An 18,180-nucleotide genomic window follows, 5' to 3' on the forward strand; every position below is an offset into this window, starting at 1 on the left:
CGGCTGTGTGTTTCGGGCGTAAGGAGTAGGTCATTCCTTTCACCCGACTTGTTTCACCCTGCCGAGACCTGGCCAGGCCTCACCTGGGGCCGTTCACGCCCGTTCGAGGAACTCCTCCTGGTCCTCGTCGAGCTGCGCGCGGATCGCCTTCGCGAGCTCGGGGAACTCCGTCAGATCGGGAGATGCCCGGACGACGTCGACGGCGGCAGCGCGCGCCTCCTCGATGATGCCGGCGTCCTTGACCACGCGCAGCAGGCGCAGGGAGCTGGTCCGGCCGGACTGCGCGGCGCCGAGCACGTCGCCCTCGCTGCGCAGCTCCAGGTCGAGGTTCGCGAGCTTGAAACCGTCGGTGGTCCGGGTCATCGCCTCCAGGCGGGCGAAGGCGGGCGTGCCGGGCTCCGCGTCGGACACCAGGAGGCACAGGCCGGGGTCGGTGCCGCGCCCCACGCGCCCACGCAGCTGGTGCAGCTGCGAGATGCCGAAGCGGTCGGCGTCGAAGATCACCATCGCCGTGGCCTCGGGGACGTCGACACCCACCTCGATCACGGTGGTCGCGACCAGGACGGGAGCCGCACCGGAGGCGAACCGGGCCATCGTCGCCTCCTTCTCGTCGGGCGGCAGCTGCCTGTGCAGGGTGCCGACCTCGATGCCGGCCAGCTCGGGCCGCGAGCGCAGCTCCTCGACGACCTCGAGCACGGCGCGCAACGGCGCCCGGTCGGCGCCGCCCCCGGCTCCGGGCCCGGACGGGTCGAGGAACTCCGGCACGTCGTCGAAGTCCTTGGCGGATGCTTTCTCCTCCTCGTCCGGGTGGATCCGCGCGCAGACGACATAGGCGCGGCGTCCGGCGTCGACCTCCTCGCGGACACGGGCCCAGGTGCGGTCCGTCCAGCGGGTGTTGCCGGCCGGGACGGCGACGGTGGTGATGCCGGCGCGTCCGGCGGGCACCTCGGTGAGGGACGACGTCTCCAGGTCGCCGAAGACCGTCATCGCCACGGTGCGCGGGATGGGTGTGGCTGTCATGACCAGCAGGTGCGGGGACACCCGCCCCTTGGCGCGCAGCGCGTCGCGCTGCTCGACGCCGAAGCGGTGCTGCTCGTCCACGACGACGAGCCCGAGGTCGGCGAACTGCACGTGCTCCGACAGGAGCGCGTGCGTGCCCACCACGATGCCGGCCTCGCCGCTCGCGGCCTGGAGCAGGGCCTCCTTGCGGGCCTTCGCGCCGAGCGAGCCGGTGAGCAGCGCCACCCGGGTGCTCGCGCCGGTGCGCTCCGCGCCGAAGAGGGTGCCGCCCTCGGCCATCGGGCCGAGCAGGGCGCGCAGGGTCCTGGCGTGCTGCGACGCGAGCACCTCCGTGGGTGCGAGCAGCGCGGCCTGGCCGCCCGCGTCGACCACCTGCAGCATGGCGCGCAGCGCGACCACCGTCTTGCCGCTGCCGACCTCGCCCTGGAGCAGCCGGTGCATCGGGCGCGGGCTGGCGAGCTCGCCGGCTATCTCGTCGCCCACCTCGCGCTGGCCGTCGGTGAGCACGAACGGCAGCGAGGCGTCGAACTCAGCGAGGAGACCGGACTTCCCCGCGGGTAGCGGTGGCCGGGCGGTGGCGTCCTCCGCGGCGGTCCGTGCCCGGCGCTGCGCGAGCGCTGTCTGGAGCACGAACGCCTCCTCGAACCGCATCCGGTGCTGGGCGCGGTAGGCCTCCTCGAGCGTCGCCGGCCGGTGCAGGCTGCGCAGCGCACCTGCGCGTGGCGGCAGACCCTGGCGTTCCCGCACCTCATCGGGCACCGGGTCTGGCACGTCGGCGTCGGTCAGCGTGTCGAGCACGACGCGCAGGGCGCCCTGGATCTTCCAGCTCGGGATGCCGGCGGCCGCCGGATAGATCGGGATGGGCTTGGTCGCGTGCTCCAGGAGCGCCTCGTCGCTGTCGAGGTCGGACTCCTCCCCCATCAGGGTGAAGTCCGGGTGGCTGAGCTGGCGCGAACCCCTGTACAGGCCGACGGTTCCGGTGAACAGGCCCTTGGCTCCCGGCACCAGCCGCTTCTCGTGGTTGAAGAGCGAGCCGCGGTGCTTGCCGAAGAAGGTGAGCGACAGCCGGCTCTTCCCGTCCGTCACCACGACCTCCATGAGTGCGCCCGTGCGGTTGCGCATGGGTCGCACGGTCGCCTGCTCGACGCGGGCCAGGATGGTCACGTGCTCGCCCACCTCGAGCGCCGCGATGTCCGAGAGCGCACCCGGGTCGGCGTACCGGCGCGGGTAGTGGCCCAGCAGGTCGCCGACGGTCTGCAGCCCGAGCTTGCCCAGGGCGGTCGCCGTCCGCTTGTCGAAGGCCCGTTCCAGGCGCTCGTCCGCCCGTTCGGTCATGCGTGCTCCTCCTCCATGCCCAGGCATACGCCGTCGCCCGGACGGCCCGTCGCCAGGACGACGAGCTCGGCCTCCGGCGCACGCTCCGTGAGCGCCGCCGCGAGCAGGTCCGGCAGGCCGTCGGGGACGTCAGCGGAGAGCAGCGCCGTCACCACGATGGTCTCCGGTCCCGCCGCGGCGCGCACGGCCTCGACGGCGGCGTCGCCGCGCACGGACGTCACGGTCAGCCCCGCGAGTGCCTCGTCCACCGTCGCGCGCACGTCGGCGTCGAGCTCGTCCGGCAGGCCTATCGGCAGGAGCGTCCCGAGCGCGGCCAGCGCCACGACGGCGTGCACGTCGGTGGGTGTCGGCACGGCGACGACCTCGTCGACGTCGAGATGCCGCGCCACGTCCGCGGGCCCGTCCGGCACCCCGAGGAGCAGCACGCGCCGGGCTCCGGTCGACGCGGCGACACGGCCGACGTCGTCGGCCGTCAGCGCCTCGATCGTGCTGCCGAGACCGCCCGTGAGCAGGACGACGGCGCCCGCGTGCGCGAGCGTCCCGGCGAGCCCCGGGGCCGACGTCGCAGCGACGACGCCCCACTCGTGCTGCGCCACGGCTTCGAGGTGCCGCACGTGCACCTGGGCCAAGGAGCCCGTGCGCGACGCCTCCGCGGCGATGGCGAGCGCCTGGTCGAGGTGGTCGGTGTGGACGTGCGCCTGCCAGACGCCGGTTCCGGTGCCCGCGTCACCCCCGACCACGACCACAGAGTCGCCCACCTCACCCAGCGCGGTGCGCAGCCCGGCCGCCACGGTGTCGGCCGTAGCCCCTGCCGGCCCGGTGAGCACGAACATGAGCTCGAGGGCCCCCGCGCCGGCCTCGGCGCCGTGCGGCAGGGCGCCGGCATCCGTCCCGCCGACCGCGGGCACGCCGCGCACGGGTGACGACGAGGCGGGTTCGAGCAGCTGGTCCAGGTTCACGGAGTCCATGCTGCCGTCCGCCTCTGACACTCCCGCGGCGGCTCCGCTCAAGGCTCCGCTCATGGCCCCGGCAGCGGCGACGACCAGCGCGTCGAGCACGAGGACCAGGCCGAGGGCTCCGGCGTCGAGCACACCCGCCGTCCGGAGGTGGTGGAGCTCGTCCCGGCTGGCGCGAGCAGCGGCGCGCGCGGCGGTCGCGGCGGCGGACACGACCGCCAGCGGCCCGGTGTCCCCCTCTGCAGAGCCCCCGACCGAGCCCTCGGCGGCGCGCGCGGCAGCCGCAGCGGCGTCGGCCGCCGTGAGGATCGTGCCCTCGGCGGGCTGCGCCACCGCCGACCTGGCGGACGTCGCCGCCCGGGTGAGCAGCTCCGCCGCGCCACCGCCGCGCCGCGCCGCGACCGCCAGGCCCCGCAGCCACTCGCTGAGGATCACGCCGGAGTTGCCGCGGGCCCCCAGCAGGGCTGCCCTGGCGAGCGTCGCCAGCAGCTCCGCACCGGTCGCCCCGGCGGATGCGGCCGCGACCGCCAGGTCCCCCTCGCGGAGGGTCAGGTAGAGGTTGGTGCCGGTGTCGGCGTCGGCGACGGGGAACACGTTCACCCGGTCGATCGCGGCGCGCTCCCGCCGCAAGGCCGCCGTCGCACCACGGGTCCAGACACGCACCAGTCCCGGGTCCTCGAGACGGACGCCGTCCGGGAACGACCCCGGACCAGAATCTGCCGGCCGACTGCTGCTGTCGACGTCGGTCACGCTCTGCCCTCCCGCACATGGTGAACACACAAGGCTGAACAATGTGGCTGAACAGCAGACCGGACGCCCGCCCGGACGGATCCCACCGTACCCAGCGGCCGGACCGCTCGCGTCCGGCCGTCCACAGGCCCGATCCCGGCTCGGGCCCGCCCCGACGGTGTGACGCACCCCGCGGCCGTTACGGTTTGAGGGCCCGGCCCGGGATCGGGTACTCTGTGAAAGTTGCCTGGTCCGCTACGAAGCGTTGATCGCTCTGAAGCGTCCGGGCTCCCCCTTTTTGACCATCCATCACGTCGTGCTGTCGTTTCTGCACAGGCGTGCACGACATTCAGGAGACACCGTGGCTGCCAACTGCGACGTCTGCGGCAAGGGCCCCGGCTTCGGGCACTCTGTTTCGCACTCTCACATCCGCACCAAGCGCCGCTGGAACCCGAACATCCAGCGCGTCCGCGCGATCGTGAGCGGGACTCCCAAGCGCGTCAACGTGTGCACCTCCTGCCTCAAGGCCGGCAAGGTCACGCGCAAGGTCTCGGCCTGACGCTGCCGCAGCCGGGTCGCTGACGCGACCCGTCATGCTTGGACGAAGACGTTAGACGAAGACGCCTGTCGGGTTTGTACCTGGCGGGCGTCTTCGGCGTTCCCGTAGCCTTCGATCGGACCCGAAGAAGTGGTTGCGCCTCGCACCCACAGGGTGAAAAGGTGATGCCATGATGGCACCGGAAGATGTGACCATCCGCCCAGCAACGACGACCGACGCCGAAGCCATCGCTCGTGTCGACATCGCCTCCTGGCGTGGTGCTTACTCAGAGATCCTGTCCGACTCGTACCTGTCCTCGCTCGACGTGAGCGAGCGCGCCGGGCGGTGGAACGCGGCAGTCGCCGCGCGCGACATCACCGTGCTCGTCGCGGAGGACGAGAGCGGCACCGTTGGTTTCACGAGCGTCGGCCCGTCCCGCGACGAGGACGCCGAACCGGGCGACCTCGAGATCTACGCCATCTACCTGCATCCCCGCGCGTGGGGTAGCGGCGTGGCCCGTGACCTGATGCGCACGGTGCTCGACGGGCTCGCCCCCGGCACCGTCGTGTCGCTCTGGATCCTCCAGGGCAACGAGCGCGCGCAGCACTTCTACCGGCGGCACGGGTTCCAGCACGACGGGACCGAGCGCATCGACGACATCGGCGGCCGGCCGCTCACGCAGCTCCGCTTCCGCAAGCGCTGACCGCGCCCGGGTAGTCGTCGGGGTCAGGACCGGAAGTGGTCCCAGCCCGGACCGACGTCGAGCGACTCGCCGCCGATCGTGACGGCCGGCCCGGCCTCGCTACCGTCCTGCGCCTCCCCACCGTCCGGCGCCTCTCCGGCGGCATGCACCTGGCCGACGGCGGTCCAGCCCGCCGGCAACCGGGTACCGACGGGGAACGTGGCGAGCAGCCCGTGGTCCTCTCCGCCCGCCCAGATCCATCTGCCGACGAGGCCGTCGATGTCGGCGTTCCCCGGCCCCCAGCCGGGGTCGCCGAGACCCGTCGCAGCGGCCACCGCACGCGCCGCGGAACGCAGCGCTTCCCGGTCCTTCGCGAACGCCCCGGCATCGAGGTCGATCCGCACCCCGCTCGCCCGCGCCACCCGACCGGCGTCACGCAGCAGGCCGTCGGACAGGTCGAGCATCGACGTGGCGCCCGCCTGACCGGCCAGGACACCCGCCGCCAGGGGCGGGTCCGGCCGGAGGTACGCGGCGACGAGCCGTTCCCACTCGTCCTCGAGGAGCACGCCGTCGGTGACCTCCAGCGGCGCGGCGGACAGCGGCACGCGCACCAGGCCCGCCTCCAGGAGCGCGAGCCCGGCGGCCGACCACCCGCGCACGCCGGCGTGCGCGACGACGTCGCCCGGCCGGGCGCCCGACCGCAGCACCGGCGGACGGCCCTCCAGGTCACCGTGCACGGTGATGCTCACGACCAGGCACGGGCCACCGGACAGGTCCCCGCCGACGGCGCCCGCACCCGTCGACGCGCAGCCGTCCGCCAGTCCCCTGGCGAAGCCCGTCACCCAGTCCACCTCGGTGTCCCCCGGCACGACGAGGGACGTGACCAGTCCGGTGGGTCGCGCACCCATCGCGGCGATGTCGGCGAGGTTCTGCGCGGCGGCCCGCCGTCCGACGTCGTATCCGGTGGACCAGCGCGCACGGAAGTGGCGGTCCTCGACCAGCACGTCGGTCGAGACGACGAACCGGCCGTCGGGTGCGGCGAGCACGGCGGCGTCGTCACCGGGGCCGAGCAGCGTGGCACTCCCCCGGGGCAGCAGGGGCACTATGCGTTCGAGGATCTGCTCCTCGGAGAGGTCACGGACGCGGGTCACCGGTAGACCATAGAGCCCAGCACGGGCCGGATGCCGCATACCCGCTGGTGCGCGAGCCGCACACCGGCAGCAAACGGGCATCGGGGACGGGCACTATCCGGTACGGGTAACGTATCTCCGTGCTTCCCGCCCGATTCGTGTTCGCAACGACCGCCGCCGTTCTCGCCGTCGTGGCGCTCGGCGGCTGTGCTCGGACGATCGGCGTGGAGGTCGCGCCGAACGCCGCCGACCCGAAGTGCGCCGAGGTCATGCTCGCCGTCCCGGACGAGCTCGGTCCGGACCTGCCGAAGCTGCAGACCAACGCCCAGGCCACCGCGGCATGGGGCGAACCGGGTGCCGCGGTCACCATGCGCTGCGGCGTGGAGCAGGTCGGGCCCGCCGCGGACTGCCAGCACGTCGACTCGGGCGACGGGACCGCCGTCGACTGGATAGTCACCACCGACGACGCCGGCACCTGGTCGTTCGTCACCTACGGCCGGGAGCCCGCGGCCGAGGTGATCGTGCCGCCCGCGGTCACCGAGAACCACTCGACGTCGTTCATCTCCGACCTCGCCGATGCCGTGACGCAGGTACCTGCCACGAAGGAGTGTCAGTGAGCCCGGTTGTATCAGTGCCAGCAGCACCGACGGACGACGGGCCGGTGCGGTCGCGCCGTGAGCGCCTGCGCGACGAGCTGCGGCGCGAGGTTCTCGCTGCCGCACGACATCAGCTCGCCGGACAGCACGGGCTGAGCAAGCTCACGATGGCCGCCGTCGCGAAGGAGGTCGGCGTCACGCCGCCGGCGCTGTACCGCCACTTCGAGAACCGGCAGGACGTCATCGCGCAGCTCTGCGTGCTGATCGTCGAGGAGGTGCTGGAGCTGCTCGCCGTCGCGGTGGCCCGGCAGGAGCCCGGTGACATCGGCGCCGCCCTGGTCGCCTCGACCCGGACATCGCTCGACTGGGCGGTGCGCAACCCGGCGGAGTTCGACCTCGTCATCGGCTCCGGCATCCGCGCGGAGCTCACCGACAGCCACGCCCTCCAGCGCCGCATGGCCGAGATGGTCGGCGGCCACTACGTGCCGCTCTTCCGCGAGCTGGCCGCCGCCGGCATCCCGCGCCCGGCCCACGACGAGCTCGACCCGGAGCTCGCCGAGCAGGTGCGCCGCTACCGCGATGCGGTGGGCGGCCACGACCTGCCGCTCGGCATCGCCCACCTCATGGTGACCAGCTGGCGCCAGGTCTACGGGCTGCAGTGCATGGCCGTCTACGGCCACCAGGAGTTCGCGTTCGGCGACCACGTGGCGCTCCACGAGGACCTCGTCTCCTCGCTGCTGGTCCGGATGGGCCTGGAGCCGCACCCGACCGTGCGCTGAGGCTCGTGGACCGCACCGGCGACCACGTCACTCCGACGGTCGCCGAGCTGCCCGGACCGCCGCGGTGAGCCCGACCACGAGGAACACCGCGCCGACGGACACGACGGCGATACCCATCGCGAGCCACGGCTGGAGAACCGCCGCGACGGCCGTCGTGATCCCGGCAAGGACCAGGACGATGCCTGCCCCGCGGTACAGCCGGCCCTGCGCAGCCCTGAACCGCTCGAGTCCGCCGGTGTAGCTGCCGCCAGGGGCGAGGAGTGGGGCGGCCACGCCCAGGCAGACGACGAGGAGCCCCACCGCGGCCGCGACGGCCTCCTCCAGCGGGTACCGAGCCCCGGTGTGCAGGGAGAGCAGGCCCAGGTGGAGCACCACCAGGACCACGGACAGGCCGACGAGCGTCCAGCTGAGCACGCGCCGGGCTCGTTCGGGAGAACGGTCCAGGCCCAGGGGCGTGCGCTTGAGCAGCTCATGATCCGCGCGCAGGATCACGGAGAACAGGACGGTGAGCACGAGCAGGATGCTCGGCATCGCGACAGCCGTGACCCCACGGCTCGCCACGCTCTCCCCGTGGCGCCCGTCGGCCTCACGCGTGACGATCTCGGCCGCCATGTCGGGCCACGCGATGACCGAGGTCACGATCATGACGGCCACGGCGGCCGAGGCGACCACGGCGCCCGGCCACGGGACGATGATCCACGGGGGCGGAGGCGTGCTCTCGTCCCGAGACAGTTCGGTGGAGCCGGTCGCGGTCATGGCGTGCCCTCCTGGTCGACGGTTCTGCGTGCTGGGGTGGTGCCGCTCTCGGTCGTCTCGGGCGCCACGTCGGCCTCGGCCGTCGAAGACCTGGGCCGACGCAGCTCCGCCAGCGCGACGATCGCCTCGTCCAGCAGGCTCATCTGGAGCCGGTACTGGACCTCGGTCCCGCGGCGCCTGGTCTCGACCAGGCCTGCCTGCCGCAGGACCTTGAGGTGGCCGGACAGGGTCGACGGGCCGATGCCCAGCGCGGCGCCGATGTCACCGGCGCGGACGTAGTCCTTGTCGCGCAGGTAGCGCAGTATCTCTCGCCGCGCCCCGTGGGCGAGGGCGGAGAAGAGCCCGTCCCCCGGTTCTTCGGTATTTCGCGACATACCGAAATAGTAGTCGCGCCACACCCAGTCCACAAGGGCGGACGCCGGTTCAGCGCGCCATCGAGTCCCGGCCGGTCTCCATCGTGTGCAGCGCGTCCGCGTTCGAGATCAGCTGGACGGTCCCGTGGTAGGAGATCGTCGGATCCTTCATGGCCGCGCCCACCAGCTCGGCGAGCGCCACGAGGTGCCGCATGTCGTGCGCGCAGACGCGGTGCACGTGCTGGGTGGCGGTGACTATCTGCAGGGCGAAGACCGGGTACTTCCAGAGCGGCTTCCAGAACTTGGTCTGCTGCCACATCCGCGCGACGGGCCAGGCGAGGCCCGCGCAGGCCATGGCGAGCGCGGCCTCCCAGGGGACGTCGGCTCCCACCAGGCGGAGCAGCAGGACGATCACCGCGACGATGCAGAAGGGGTAGGCCACCTGGTTCGCCCAGGCACCGATGGGCTTCGGGCTCGCCACGCCCACCACCTCCACCCGCATGACGTTGCTCAGGGCAAAGGTGGTGAGCCCGATGGTGAGCGTCCCGTTCGCGACCCGCACGTCACGCGCGGCGTACCTGTAGCGCGGCTCGCCCCACATCTTGCCTCCTCAGACACCCTTTCCGGCCCTGCCGACCGGGGGGTGACGACCAGTCGCGAGAGGCAGAGTACAGGCGTTCGGCGCAGGCCGGTGGGCCGCCTACGGGGTCGCCCGCAGATCCTTGCGGAGGATCTTCCCGGACGCCGACTTCGGGACCGCCTCGATGAACTCCACGGCCCGCACCTTCTTGTACGGGGCGACCTGCTCGGCGACGAACGCGATGACCTCGTCCTCGGTCAGGGTCGCCCCGGGCGCGGTCACGACGAACGCCTTGGGGATCTCGCCCGCTTCATCGGAGGGCACCCCGATCACCGCGGCGTCGGCGATGCCGGGGTGGGACAGCAGCAGCGCCTCCAGCTCGGCGGGCGGGACCTGGTAGCCCTTGTACTTGATGAGCTCCTTGAGCCGGTCGACCACCTGGAACACGCCGTCGGCGTCGACGGTGACGATGTCGCCGGTGTGCAGGAACCCGTCGGGCTCCAGCGTGTCCGCCGTCGCCTCGGGGTTGCCGAGGTAGCCGACCATGACGTTCGGCCCGCGGCACAGCAGCTCGCCCGGGGCCGAGACGCCCTCGGTCGGCTGCTCGATCTCGGCGCCCGTCGCCGGGTCGACGATCTTCGTCTCCATGTTGGCCACCAGCAGCCCCACCGACCCGGCCGAGATGTCGCGGCGGCCGAACGGGATGACGTGCGAGACCGGCGACATCTCCGTCATGCCGTAGCCCTGGAGCACCCGCACGTCGTCACCGAGCCGGGCCACCACCGCCGCCGCGAGCTTCTCGTCGAACGGAGCGGCGCCGGACAGCACCGCCCGCACGCTGGAGACGTCGTACGAGTCCACGAGCGGGTGCTTGGCCAGGGCGAGCGCGATCGGCGGCGCCACGAACAGGAAGCTCGCCCGGTGGTCCTGGATCACCCCGAGGTACTGCGCGAGGTCGAACCGGGGCAGCGTGACGAGCCGCGCGCGGGTGCGCAGCGCGACGTTGAGCAGCACGGTCATGCCGTAGATGTGGAAGAACGGCAGGACGCACGGCACGACGTCGTCGCGCTCCACGCCGATCGCGAAGCACTGCGCCACGTTCGCCACGAGGTTGGTGTGCGTCAGCATGACGCCCTTGGGGTGCCCCGTCGTGCCCGACGAGTACGGCAGCACCGCGAGGTGCGTCGCCGGGTCGAACGAGACGTCGGGGGCCGGGTGCGGATCGGCCAGCAGGTCGGCCAGGGAGGCGTACTCGGGAGCCACGGCGGAGTCGCCGTCGAGCACCACGAGCTGCTCGTGCGCGAGGCCCGCGCCCTTCGCGCCCGTCTCGGCCGCCAGGAGCAGCGCCGAGACCGTGATCACGAGCCGGGCGCCCGAGTCCAGGAGCTGCTTGGTGATGTCCGGGCTCGGCGACAGGGCGTTGATGGTGGTCACGGTCACGCCGGCCCGCAGCAGACCGTGGAACACCGGCACGTAGGCGGGGACGTTCGGCGCGTGCAGCGCGACGACGTCGCCCACGCCGAAGCCCCGTGCCGCGACGGCCCCCGCCACGGCGTCGATCTGCGCGAGCAGGGAGCGGAACGTCGTCCGGGCACCGCTGACGCCGTCGACCACCGCCACGCGGTCCAGCTCGTCCCCGGTGAGGTCACCGAACAGGTACTCGTGGACGCTGACGGGCGGGATCACCACGTCGGGCAGCATGCTCCGGACAACCATCGTCGGTCTCCTTCGTCTCTGGCACTTCTCTGGCACCGGACCGCCGTTGGCCCGGTGCATGTGCATTCTGCCGTCAGGAACGGAAGGCCGCGAGCAGCACCGGCACCAGCCGCCTCCACGACGGCGCCGCCGCATAGCGGGTGAGCGCCCGGCCCGTGTCCGTCACGCTCCGGGAGCTGCCGAACCACGGCGGCTTCGGGAAGAGCGAGAGCTCGCCGTGCAGCACGCTGCGCGGGAACGCGCGGAACGGCCCCGTCACGACGGTGCGCTCGGGCCCGGCGAGCAGGTGCCCGTTGTGCACGACGTCGATCCCGGAGCCGACGTCGGCCACCGTGTGCCCGGGGAACGCGCCCCACGTGCCGCCGGACAGGAGGAAGCCCATGCCGGTCCACGCGTTGATCGCGATGGTGCCGTAGCGCAGGTCGGCGATCGCGTCGTCGAACACGGCGCCTGCCGCCCTGCGGTCCTGGGGCCGCACCAGCACGTTGGCGCCCAGCGTCCCGTACAGGGAGTCGTTGGCGAAGCCGACGGCGGCCCGCAGGAACGCCGTGCCCTGCCCGGGAAGCTGCGTCCACGCGAGCACCGGAGCGAAGTACTCGTCGGCGCACGCCGGGTCGTCCGCGGCGATCTCCATCAGGAGGCTGCCGTCGACGTGCTCGGCGTCGGGGTGCGCCTCGGCGGCCCGCGCGACCTTGGCGTCCGAGCCGGGGTACCAGGTGCCGCGCGCCGGCGTCGTCGCCAGGGCGCGCCGCAGCTCGGCGAGGAACGCGTCCTTCTGCGCCCAGTCCGCCGACAGCACGACCACCTGGCCCGCCACGCAGTTGTGGCCGGCGTTGTGCAGGCGCATGGTCGCCACGTGCTCGGCCTGGAACCGCAGGTCGGCGGCGCTCCACCGGCCGGGGACCACGATGACGGGGGCGACGCCGCCCAGCTCGCTCGTGATCGGCACCGTGAGCCTCGGGTCGTCCGCCGCCCGACGCCGCTCGGCCTCCTCGCCGGTGCCCCACACGATCGCGTCGTGCGTGACGGCGGAGCCGGTGATGTGCACCTTGTCGATACCGCTGTGCCGCGTGAGGTACGCGCCCACGGCGGCGTCGCCGTTGACGATCCGGACCACGTCCGCCTCGATCAGGGGTGCGAGGGCCGTGCGGTACACGTCGAGCAGGCCCGCGAACGTCGGGTTGAGCTTCACGAGCGACGCGCGGCCGTGTGCGACGAGCTCGTAGAACGCGTCGAGCGGCGCGATCGACGAGACGTTGCCGGCGCCGAGCACCAGCCCGACGCCGCCGTACTCGCCCACCACGCCGGCCCGCAGGCCCGCCTCGGCGCGCACCTGCCTCTCCGGCACGCCCGGCGGCATCCACACCTCTGCCTGGAAGCCGTTGAACAGCACCCACTCCTTGGCGGTGCGCGGCAGCACCCGCACCGCCACGCGGCCACCCGGCGCGGCCCCGACACGGAGCCCGTCGAGCGGCGACCCGCCTGCCGCGAGCGCCTCGTAGGCCTGCGCGTAGGTGGCGGCGCTCTCCAGCGCGCCGTACGGGCCGGTCATCCATTCCTCGCCCGTGTACGGGGCGGACGGCGGGATGTGCTTGGCCTCGGCGGCGGCCGTCACCCACTCCTCGGCGACGGCCGCGATCGACGCGTGCACCCTCCGGAACAGTGCGCCCCGGTCCGCGACGGGTAGCCGCGCCCACCGTTCGGCACCGGCCTTGAGCTCCTCGACCGCCTTGTCGAGCTCGCGCTCCGTGGTGGCTCGCGTGTCCGTCACGCTCATCCGCTGTCTCCTTCGACCGCACTGCATCCGACCGTAGATCCGACCGTAGATCCGACCCTGTGGGGCCCGCACTCACTGACCCGCCCTGCAATAGCGTAGGGGTGCCGGCAACCCTGGGCGAGACCCTCCGACCTTTACATCTCGACCTTCAGTGCACAGTGCGGGCGCCGCGGCTAGGCTGCCTGGTATGTCGGACATCGCCGTCGGTGGGGCCGTCAGTGGGCGTCACGACCTGCGTGACGCGCTGGACCTGCTGAGCGAGCAGGTCGCCGACGAGATCCTGCACGCCGAGCCCGTCTACCCCGATACCCGCCTCCCGGCCGCCGTCGTCCAGCCCCTGGTCCGGGCCAACCTGGCGGAGATCCTCGCCGCGCTCGCCGGCGAGCCGTCGTCGCTCGAGCCGGCGCGGGAGACCGGCCGCGTCACCGCCGCCGAGGGCATGCCGCTGGACCTGCTGCAGCACGCGTACCGGCTGGCCGGCCTGCGCATCTGGGAGGAGCTCGCCCGTCGGCTGCGCTCCCGGACCGACACCACCGCGCTGCTCCGTGCCTCGTCGCGCGTCTGGTTCGCCATCGACCGCTCGTCCAACGTGGCGGTGCGGACCCACCTCGAGTCCAGCGCCGGCCTGAGCGACAACATGGCCCGCACCGAGCTCCTGCGCGGCGTCCTCACCGGCGCGGTGCACGACCTGGAGACCGCCCGGCGCGCGCTCGGCCTGCCCGCCGACGTGATGCTCGTGGTCGCCGTCACGGCACCCGGCGTGCCCGCGGTCCCCGCGGTCGGCCAGGCCCCCACGGCGAACCGCGCCGCGGAGGCGGCTCGGCCGACCGTCCGCTGGCTCACCCACGAGGGTGCCCGGCTGACGCTCGTGGCCGCGCCCACCTCCGAGGACACGTACAACGCCCTGACCGGCCTCGCCGCACACACCCGGACCGGCGCGAGCCGGCCGTTCACCCGCCTGGCCGACGCGCCCGCCGCGCTCGTCGAGGCTCGCACGGCAGTGCGGTCCGTGCCCCTGGGCCGGGTGGGACTCGCCCGCTACGGCGACCGTCCGCTGGACGCCCTGCTCGTGGCCGACGGCGAACGCGCCGCCGAGCTCGCGTCCGCGGTGCTGAGCGGGCTCAGGGGCCGTGACCCGCGGGACGAGGAGCAGCTGCTCGCGACCGTGGAGGCCTGGTTCGAGCACGGCGGGTCCGGCACCAGGGCCGCCGCGGCGCTGCACTGCCATCGGAACACGGTGCTGAACCGGCTCGCGCGGGTCGCCGACCTGACAGGCCGCGACATCAACGACCCCCGGGGTGCCGCCGAGCTGTACGCGGCGATGCGCGCCCTCCGCCTCCAGGGCGATCCGCCCTAGCCACGCCGACGGCACGCACCAGATTCTGGGCAGCGTCGAGCGGGTGATATTCGATCACTGCTACAGCCCCATGACCTGGCCCTGCGGCATTAACCTCGGGACGTGACCCCTCTCCTGTCCGACGACCTGCTCGCCACCCTGCGCGAGCGCGCCGCCGACTACGACCGAGACAACGCCTACTTCGCCGAGGACCTGGCCGACCTGCAGGCCGCCGGCTACCTCGGCGCGATGGTCCCCACCACGCTCGGCGGCGCCGGCCGCACGCTCCGCGAGATGGCTCGCGAACAGGCCAGGCTGTCCGCCCACGCGCCCGCGACGGCGCTGGCCGTGAACATGCATCACGTGTGGGTGGGCGTCGGCCGCTACCTGCACGAACGCGGCGACTCGTCGCTGGACTGGCTGCTGGCGGAGGCCGCGGAGGGTGAGGTCTTCGGCTTCGGCTACTCCGAGCCCGGCAACGACCTGGTGCTGCTCGGCTCACGCACGGAGGCGCGGCCCGACGGCGCGGGGGGCTACTCGTTCCACGGCCGCAAGATCTTCACGTCGAACTCCCCGGCCTGGACGCGGCTCGGCGTCCTCGGGCTCGAGTCGCCGAACGGCAGGCGCGGCGAGCCGCGGCTCGTGCACGCCTTCGTCACGCGTGACGGCGGCGGGTTCGAGATCCTCGACGACTGGGACACGATGGGGATGCGCGCCTCGCAGTCGCGGTCCACGCTGCTCGACGGTGCGCACGCGCCCGCGGAGAGGGTGCTGCGGCGGCTGCCGCCCGGGCCGTCGCTCGACCCGTACGTCCTGGGCATCTTCACGTCGTTCGAGGTGCTGCTCTCCTCGGTGTACGCGGGGATCGCGGACCGGGCGCTGGAGCTCGCCGTCGAGGCCGCGGGGCGGCGCACGTCGATGAAGACGGGCAAGAAGTACACGCAGGACCCCGACGTCCGCCGTCGTATCGCCGACATGGCACTGGCACAGGACAGCGTCTGGCTCCAGATCGACGGGATCACCCGCGACCTCGACGCCTCGGCGTCGGACAGCACGCTGGACCGGGGCGCGGGCTGGTTCCGGGCGACCGCCGGGCTGAAGGTGCGCGTCACCGAGACGGCACGCGAGGTCGTGGACCAGGCGGTCCGGGTGTCCGGCGGCTCCACCTACTTCAACGGGTCCGAGCTGGGCCGCCTCTACCGCGACGTGCTCGCGGGGATCTTCCACCCGTCCAGCGACGACGCGGCCCACGCGACGGTGGCCCAGTCCCTCCTGGGCCCCCTGGACTGACGACTCCGCGAGGTAGAGCGTGTGTCCGGACACACGCTCTACTTCGCGGGGCGGGCGGGTCAGGAGGTGCGGAGGGCCTGGTCCAGGTCTTGCCAGAGGTCCTCGACGTCCTCGATGCCTACCGACAGGCGCAGCAGGTCCTCCGGCACCGTCGCCGCCTCGGTGCCCCAGCGGCGGCGGCGCTCCAGCATCGACTCCACACCGCCGAGCGACGTCGCGGGGAGCCACAGGCGCACGGCGTCGACGACGGCGTCGGCCCGGCCGACCGGGTCCGCGGCCCCCGCCCGTGCCTTCGGCCGGACGCCGATGATCGCGCCGAACCCGTTCATCTGGGCCTTGGCCCGGTCGTGCCCCGGATCGCCGGGCAGCGAGGGGTGCCGCACCTCGGCGACCTCGGGGTGCTCCGCGAGACGCCGGGCCAGCTCGGCCGCGCTCGCCTGCGCGCGCTCGAAACGCAGCGCCAGCGTGCGCAGGCCGCGCAGCGCCAGCCACACCTCGAACGGTCCGGCGATCGCGCCGTGCAGCGTGCGGTGCTCCCGCAGGGTCGCGGCGAGCCCGGCGTCGCGCGTGACGAGCGCGCCCAGCACGACGTCGGAGTGGCCGGCGAGGTACTTCGTCACCGAGTGCAGGACCACGTCGGCGCCGTGCTCCAGCGGGCGCTGGCCCAGCGGCGTCGCGAAGGTGTTGTCGACCACCGAGCGCACGCCCGCGGCGCGCGCCGCGCCGAGCACGGCGGGCAGGTCCGCGACCTCCAGCATCGGGTTGGTGGGCGACTCGACGAGCAGCAGGTCGGCGCCGTCCAGGGCCGCTACCACGGCGTCGGTGTCGGCGATGTCGACGTACCGCAGGGTCACGCCGTGCCGCTCCGAGATCTGCCGCGCGAGCACCATGCCGGCCTGGTAGGCGTGCTGGGGCAGCACGAGAGTGCCGCCGTCGGGCACCAGGGCGAAGGCGGCGGCGATCGCCGCCATCCCGGACGAGAACACGAGCGCCTCGCCCGGCTCTCCCCCGCCGCACTCGAGGGCGGCCAGCGCCTCCTCGAACGGGTGCCAGGCGTCGTTGTCGCCGCGCGCGTACGACAGCTCGTCGGGCGTGACCACGCCGCGCGAGACGTACGTGGAGTTCATCGGGACGGACGGGTTGATGTGCCCGCCCTGGGCGCGGGCGGGACGCCCGGCGGAGACGACGATCGTGGCGGGCGCGAGCGCGGACGGCTCGGGATGCTCAGGGGTGGTGCTCATGACGGCGAGGATACGGCGGCGCCGTCACCCGCGGCCGAGGCGTCCGCTCGCCGCTTCCGGATCACCAGGGACATGAGCGCGGCGCCCGCGCACAGGACGCCCGCGCCGTACCAGACGGCGTCGTAGGTGCCGGTCAGGTCACGCACCAGGCCACCCGCGAACGCCACCACGCCGGCCCCGACCTGGTGCGACGCGAGCACCCAGCCGAACACGATCGGCGCGTCCTCGCCGTAGAACTCGCGGCACAGGGCGAGGGTGGGCGGCACGGTCGCCACCCAGTCCAGCCCGTAGAACACGATGAAGAACACCATCGGCAGCTCCACGGAGGGCGCCATGAGGGACGGCAGGAAGAGCAGCGCGACGCCGCGCAGCGTGTAGTAGACGCCCAGCAGGACGCGCGGCGAGTACCGGTCGGTCAGCCAGCCCGACCCGATGGTGCCGATCACGTCCACGACCCCGATGACCGCGAGCAGGCTCGCGGCGACCGTGATCGGCATGCCGTGGTCGTGCGCGCCGGGCACGAAGTGGGTGCGGACCAGCCCGTTCGTCGTCGCGCCGCAGATCGCGAACGCACCGGCGAGCAGCCAGAACGGGCCCGTGCGGGCGGCGTCGAACAGAGCCGTGACCGCGCGCTTGGCGGCGCCGCGGGCGGGCGCGGGCTTGGGCACGTACTCGCCGCCGTAGGGCGCGAGGCCCAGGTCCGCCGGGTGGTCGCGCAGCAGGAACAGCACGAGCGGGATCGCCACGAGCGCGGCGATGGCCACCGTGACCGACGCCGGGCGCCAGCCCTGGTTCTCGACGATCCACGCGAGCAGCGGCAGGAACACCAGCTGGCCCGACGCCGTCGCCGCCGTCAGCACGCCGCTGACCAGGCCGCGCCGGGCGACGAACCAGCGCCCGGTCACCGTCGCGGTGAAGGCCAGCGCCATGCTGCCGCTGCCCACCCCGACCAGGAGCCCCCAGCCGAGGACGAACTGCCACGGCTGGGACATCCACACGGTCGACAGCGCGCCCACGGTGATGACGACCAGCGCGGCCGTGACCACCGGGCGCATGCCGAACCGGTCCATGAGGGCCGCGGCGAACGGCGCCGTCAGCCCGTACAGGATGACCTGCAGGCCGACGCCGAAGCCGATGGTCGCGCGCGACCAGCCGAGCTCCGCGTTCAGCGGCTCCACGAACAGGCCGGGTGCGGCAGTGAACGCGGCGGCGCTCATGACGGTCACGAAGCTGACCGCGGCGACCCACCAGGCGGGGTGGATCCGGGGCGTCCGCGGGCGAGGGGCCGACGGCGGGGCCATGCCACCGGCGTCGGGCACGGGCGTGCTGGTCTGGGTCACGCGCCCCAGTCTGCTGGGCCGAGGCG

Annotated in this window: 16 protein-coding genes; 6 read left to right on the plus strand and 10 right to left on the minus strand. The window is 73.3% G+C overall.

From position 1 onward, the window contains the following. Positions 1 to 93 precede the first annotated feature (93 nt). Complete coding sequence (locus ACQEVI_RS05585) at positions 94 to 2,355, minus strand: ATP-dependent DNA helicase RecG (RefSeq protein ID WP_432895537.1); 2,262 nt, start codon at positions 2,353 to 2,355, stop codon at positions 94 to 96. Next, the gene (locus ACQEVI_RS05590; RefSeq protein ID WP_432895539.1) at positions 2,352 to 4,061 is read right to left on the minus strand and encodes a DAK2 domain-containing protein; all 1,710 of its coding nucleotides are present in this window, start codon (positions 4,059 to 4,061) and stop codon (positions 2,352 to 2,354) included. The genes ACQEVI_RS05585 and ACQEVI_RS05590 overlap by 4 nt, the downstream gene beginning before the upstream one ends. A 340-nt stretch (positions 4,062 to 4,401) precedes the next feature. On the opposite strand from ACQEVI_RS05590, the gene rpmB reads away from it, so the two are divergent. Together rpmB and ACQEVI_RS05600 are read left to right on the plus strand one after the other, a co-directional pair. Beyond that, on the plus strand, positions 4,402 to 4,599 hold the full coding sequence (gene rpmB / locus ACQEVI_RS05595) for a 50S ribosomal protein L28 (protein WP_357448457.1): 198 nt from the start codon (positions 4,402 to 4,404) through the stop codon (positions 4,597 to 4,599). Positions 4,600 to 4,768: 169 nt separating this feature from the next. Then, the gene (locus ACQEVI_RS05600; protein ID WP_432895541.1) at positions 4,769 to 5,281 is read left to right on the plus strand and encodes an N-acetyltransferase family protein; all 513 of its coding nucleotides are present in this window, start codon (positions 4,769 to 4,771) and stop codon (positions 5,279 to 5,281) included. Between the two features lie 23 nt (positions 5,282 to 5,304). Here ACQEVI_RS05600 and ACQEVI_RS05605 read toward each other — a convergent pair whose 3' ends face one another. Then, on the minus strand, positions 5,305 to 6,411 hold the full coding sequence (locus ACQEVI_RS05605) for a thiamine-phosphate kinase (protein ID WP_432895543.1): 1,107 nt from the start codon (positions 6,409 to 6,411) through the stop codon (positions 5,305 to 5,307). A gap of 119 nt (positions 6,412 to 6,530) precedes the next feature. On the opposite strand from ACQEVI_RS05605, the gene ACQEVI_RS05610 reads away from it, so the two are divergent. Further along, entirely contained in the window at positions 6,531 to 7,007 is a 477-nt protein-coding gene (locus ACQEVI_RS05610) for a DUF3515 family protein (protein WP_432895545.1), read from the plus strand. 14 nt (positions 7,008 to 7,021) lie between these two features. After that, the gene (locus ACQEVI_RS05615; RefSeq protein WP_432895547.1) at positions 7,022 to 7,765 is read left to right on the plus strand and encodes a TetR/AcrR family transcriptional regulator; all 744 of its coding nucleotides are present in this window, start codon (positions 7,022 to 7,024) and stop codon (positions 7,763 to 7,765) included. Positions 7,766 to 7,792: 27 nt separating this feature from the next. Here the strand turns inward: ACQEVI_RS05615 and ACQEVI_RS05620 are convergent, their stop codons facing one another. The 5 genes from ACQEVI_RS05620 to ACQEVI_RS05640 form a co-directional block, all read right to left on the minus strand. Next, positions 7,793 to 8,521: a hypothetical protein gene (locus tag ACQEVI_RS05620; RefSeq protein WP_432895549.1), complete on the minus strand. Its 729-nt coding sequence runs from the start codon at positions 8,519 to 8,521 to the stop codon at positions 7,793 to 7,795. Next, complete coding sequence (locus tag ACQEVI_RS05625) at positions 8,518 to 8,895, minus strand: ArsR/SmtB family transcription factor (RefSeq protein ID WP_432895551.1); 378 nt, start codon at positions 8,893 to 8,895, stop codon at positions 8,518 to 8,520. The genes ACQEVI_RS05620 and ACQEVI_RS05625 overlap by 4 nt, the downstream gene beginning before the upstream one ends. A 49-nt stretch (positions 8,896 to 8,944) precedes the next feature. Continuing rightward, positions 8,945 to 9,475, minus strand: a complete 531-nt coding sequence (locus ACQEVI_RS05630) for a hypothetical protein (protein WP_432895553.1) — start codon at positions 9,473 to 9,475, stop codon at positions 8,945 to 8,947. Positions 9,476 to 9,574: 99 nt separating this feature from the next. Then, positions 9,575 to 11,170: an AMP-binding protein gene (locus ACQEVI_RS05635; RefSeq protein WP_432895555.1), complete on the minus strand. Its 1,596-nt coding sequence runs from the start codon at positions 11,168 to 11,170 to the stop codon at positions 9,575 to 9,577. 73 nt (positions 11,171 to 11,243) lie between these two features. After that, on the minus strand, positions 11,244 to 12,947 hold the full coding sequence (locus tag ACQEVI_RS05640; RefSeq protein WP_432895557.1) for an aldehyde dehydrogenase family protein: 1,704 nt from the start codon (positions 12,945 to 12,947) through the stop codon (positions 11,244 to 11,246). A gap of 187 nt (positions 12,948 to 13,134) precedes the next feature. Between ACQEVI_RS05640 and ACQEVI_RS05645 the strand changes: the two genes are divergently transcribed. Both ACQEVI_RS05645 and ACQEVI_RS05650 read left to right on the plus strand, forming a co-directional pair. After that, on the plus strand, positions 13,135 to 14,304 hold the full coding sequence (locus tag ACQEVI_RS05645) for a PucR family transcriptional regulator (RefSeq protein WP_432895559.1): 1,170 nt from the start codon (positions 13,135 to 13,137) through the stop codon (positions 14,302 to 14,304). 102 nt (positions 14,305 to 14,406) lie between these two features. Further along, positions 14,407 to 15,573 carry an acyl-CoA dehydrogenase family protein gene (locus ACQEVI_RS05650; protein WP_432895561.1) on the plus strand — a complete coding sequence of 389 codons (1,167 nt, stop codon included), beginning with the start codon at positions 14,407 to 14,409 and terminating at the stop codon, positions 15,571 to 15,573. Between the two features lie 59 nt (positions 15,574 to 15,632). On the opposite strand, the gene ACQEVI_RS05655 is transcribed toward ACQEVI_RS05650, so the two are convergent. Beyond that, positions 15,633 to 16,814 carry a trans-sulfuration enzyme family protein gene (locus ACQEVI_RS05655; protein ID WP_432895563.1) on the minus strand — a complete coding sequence of 394 codons (1,182 nt, stop codon included), beginning with the start codon at positions 16,812 to 16,814 and terminating at the stop codon, positions 15,633 to 15,635. After that, a complete protein-coding gene (locus ACQEVI_RS05660; protein ID WP_432905801.1) occupies positions 16,811 to 18,115 on the minus strand; it encodes an MFS transporter in 1,305 nt (434 codons plus the stop codon). Before ACQEVI_RS05660 ends, ACQEVI_RS05655 begins: the two co-directional genes overlap by 4 nt. Between the last annotated feature and the right edge of the window lie 65 nt (positions 18,116 to 18,180).

Source organism: Promicromonospora sp. CA-289599, from assembly GCF_050936155.1.
Lineage (GTDB): Bacteria > Actinomycetota > Actinomycetes > Actinomycetales > Cellulomonadaceae > Promicromonospora.